Source organism: Mesorhizobium sp. M2A.F.Ca.ET.039.01.1.1, from assembly GCF_003998035.1.
Taxonomy (GTDB): Bacteria; Pseudomonadota; Alphaproteobacteria; order Rhizobiales; family Rhizobiaceae; genus Mesorhizobium.
The window spans coordinates 1-3,193 of record NZ_RZRY01000701.1; the positions used below are offsets into that span (position 1 = coordinate 1).

Annotated in this window: 3 protein-coding genes; all 3 read left to right on the plus strand. The window is 66.9% G+C overall.

Translation table 11 applies throughout. The features are described 5' to 3' along the window. A partial coding sequence (gene lspA / locus EOA24_RS32110; protein WP_127410488.1) for a signal peptidase II occupies positions 1–381 on the plus strand: 381 nt, incomplete at its 5' end. Between the two features lie 54 nt (positions 382–435). Beyond that, the gene (locus EOA24_RS32115; RefSeq protein ID WP_126081182.1) at positions 436–1,425 is read left to right on the plus strand and encodes an MDR family oxidoreductase; all 990 of its coding nucleotides are present in this window, start codon (positions 436–438) and stop codon (positions 1,423–1,425) included. A 113-nt stretch (positions 1,426–1,538) separates the two neighbouring features. Then, a partial coding sequence (locus EOA24_RS32120; protein ID WP_133374718.1) for a PAS domain-containing protein occupies positions 1,539–3,193 on the plus strand: 1,655 nt, incomplete at its 3' end.

The window sequence follows — 3,193 nt, forward strand, 5'->3', positions numbered from 1 at the left end:
CTCCTGCCCTTCCTGGCGCTGTTCCGCACCTACAACACCGGCATCGCCTTCTCGATGTTCCAGTCCTTCGGCGATACCGGCCTGGTGGTGATCGCGGTGCTGGTCGTCGCCTTCGTGCTCTATCTCGCCACGCGCACCCCGGCCGGCCATGTCGTCGCCCGCATCGGCTTTGCGCTCATCATCGGCGGCGCGCTCGGCAACCTCATCGATCGCGCTATTTTCGGCCACGTCATCGACTACATCCTGTTCCACACGCCCGTCTGGTCCTTCGCTGTGTTCAATCTCGCCGACGCCTTCATTTCGGTCGGTGCGGCGCTCGTGGTCTTCGACGAGCTGATCGGCTGGGCCCGCGAAGCCAAACCGCAGGACCCCGGCAATTGACCTCACGCGGTTGAAGCCGCAGAGTTCTCACCAGCCAGAACCGAGGAGAAAACCGTGTCCGACACCTTCAAAGCCATCCTCGTTTCGCGCGATGCCGAAAAGAAGCAGTCGGTCGAGGTCGTCGACCTCACCGAGGCCGACCTGATGGAGGGCGATGTCACCGTCGCAGTCGAGGCGACGACGGTCAACTACAAGGACGGGCTCGCCATCACCGGCAAGGCGCCGGTCGTGCGCCGCTGGCCGCTGGTTCCGGGCATCGATTTCGCCGGCACCGTGATCGACTCTTCCCATGCCGATTGGCGCAAGGGCGACAAGGTAATCTTGAACGGCTGGGGCGTCGGCGAGACGCATTACGGCGCCTATGCCGGCCGGGCCCGCGTCAAGGGCGACTGGCTGGTGCCGCTGCCCGAGGGCATGAGCGCGCACGATGCGATGGCCGTCGGCACGGCTGGCTACACGGCCATGCTCTCCGTCATGGCGCTGGAGCGTCACGGCATCGTGCCGGATCGCGGTCCGGTGGTGGTGACGGGCGCGGCCGGCGGCGTCGGCTCGGTCGCCATCTCGATCCTCTCCAGCCTGGGCTACCACGTCATCGCCTCGACCGGCCGCAACGCCGAGAGCCCCTATCTGATCGACCTCGGCGCGGCCGAGGTGATCTCGCGCGAGGAGCTCAGCCAGCCGGCGAAGCCGCTCGCCAAGGAACGCTGGGCAGGTGGCGTCGATTCGGTCGGCAGCCATACCTTGGCCAATGTCCTGTCGATGACCTCCTACGGTGGCGCAATCGCCGCCTGCGGCCTGGCCGGCGGCATGGACCTGCCGGGAAGCGTCGCGCCCTTCATCCTGCGCGGCGTCTCGCTGCTGGGCATCGATTCTGTGATGGCGCCGAAGCCGGTACGCCTCGAGGCATGGCGACGCATCGGCGCCGACCTTGACTTGAAGAAGCTGTCGACATTGTCGCGCACCATCGGTTTCGACGGCATTGTCGCCGCCGCACGCGACATCGTCGAAGGCAAGATCAGGGGCCGCGTCGTCGTCGACATGTAGCCGGAGGTCGCGGTTCCGCCTGCGCCCGCAGCGCGGCCGGAATCCGCCCGATCGCTAAAATTCGAACGATCCGCCCCAATCTTCCATAATTTCTGTCTGGCATGGTTCCGCGCATGGTCGCGGACTCCCACATCAGGCAGGACAGCAAAGCCGCGGGCGCTGACAGGCCCGACGCGCCGAAGCGGCAGGTGCTCGTCGCGCCGCCGCTGGCTCCCGACTTGCCTGCCGCCAGCCACGAAGGCCTGCCTTTCCTGACGATCGTCGGCATCGTCGTCCTGGCCGGGCTGGCGCATCTCACCGGGGCGCCGATCATCGTCACCATCGGGCTCGCCGCCGTGGCCTTCGCCGGCCTTGCCATGCATCTGCGCAACCGCCGCGACGAGCGGCGCACCGCGGCGCTTCTCGACGAGACCGCCGCCCGCAGCCGCGCCGAGATCGAGACCCTCGCCGATCGCATGTGGGAGATGCAGGAGAGCGAGGAGCGCTTCCGCGGCCTGATCGACGCGCTCGGCGACCTCGTCGTCCATCGCGATCGCGACGGCCATATCGTCTATGCCAACAGCGTCTTTGCCTCGCTTGTCGAGGTCGACCCTCGCAATCTCGCCGGCAAGACCCTGTCGGAGCTTGGCATCGACGTCGGCATCGTTCCCGACGCCGCCTTCTCCGACCATGAATGCCTGAGCTCCACCGATGTCGCGATCCGCACGCCGAATGGCCCGCGCTGGTTCTCCTGGATCGAATTGTCGGTGCGCGACAAGGATACCGGCGCCGTCTCGCATCGGGCGATCGCGCGCGACATCACCGCCCGCAAGCGCGCCGAATCCTCACTGATCACCGCGCGCGAGCGGGCCGAATATGCGAGCCAGGCCAAGTCGCGCTTCCTCGCCACTGTCAGCCACGAGATCCGCACGCCGATGAACGGCATCATGGGCATGGCGAAGCTGCTTGCCGACACCGATCTGTCGCCGGAACAGCGGACCTATGTCGGCGCTGTTTCGACCTCTGCCAGCGCGCTGCTCGCGCTTATCGAGGACCTGCTCGACTATTCCAAGATCGAGGCCGGCCGCTTCGAGCCCGAGCCGCAGCCGACTTCGCTGCGCGAAATCGCCGACAACATCATCGAACTTCTGGCCGCGAAGGCCTTCGCCAAGAATATCGGTCTCGGCTGCCATGTCGAACCCGACGTGCCGCAGATGATCACCGCCGACCCCGGCCGCCTGCGCCAGGTGCTGCTCAACCTCATCGGCAACGCGGTGAAGTTCACCGACACGGGCGGCGTGCTGCTCACTGTGGCGCGCGCCCGCACCGAAACCAGCGACTGCATCTGCTTCACCGTCGCCGACACCGGCCCCGGACTGCGTGAAGAGGACATGGAGCGCATCTTCGAGGAGTTCGAGCAATCCGACGGCACCTCGACCAGGGTGCATGGCGGCGCCGGCCTTGGCCTTGCCATCTCGAAGCGGCTGGTGACGGCGATGGGCGGCACGATTTCCGTTTCGAGCCGGCTCGGCGAAGGCTCGGAATTTATCCTCGAGATCCCGGCGGTTGCCGCGACCGAGCCGCCGCCGCACCGCAACAACATCCTCGCCGACCGGCGGGCGGTAATCGTTTCGAAGAACGCCATCGAGGCCGATGCCATCGCCCGCGCCATCAGGGCCTATGGCGGCATCGTCGAGGTTGCGGCGACGCCAGGCCAGGCCGCTCCATTCGCTGCCGGCTGCAACGTGCTGCTGGTCGACGCCGCGCTCGAAAACAGTGACGGCAGGTT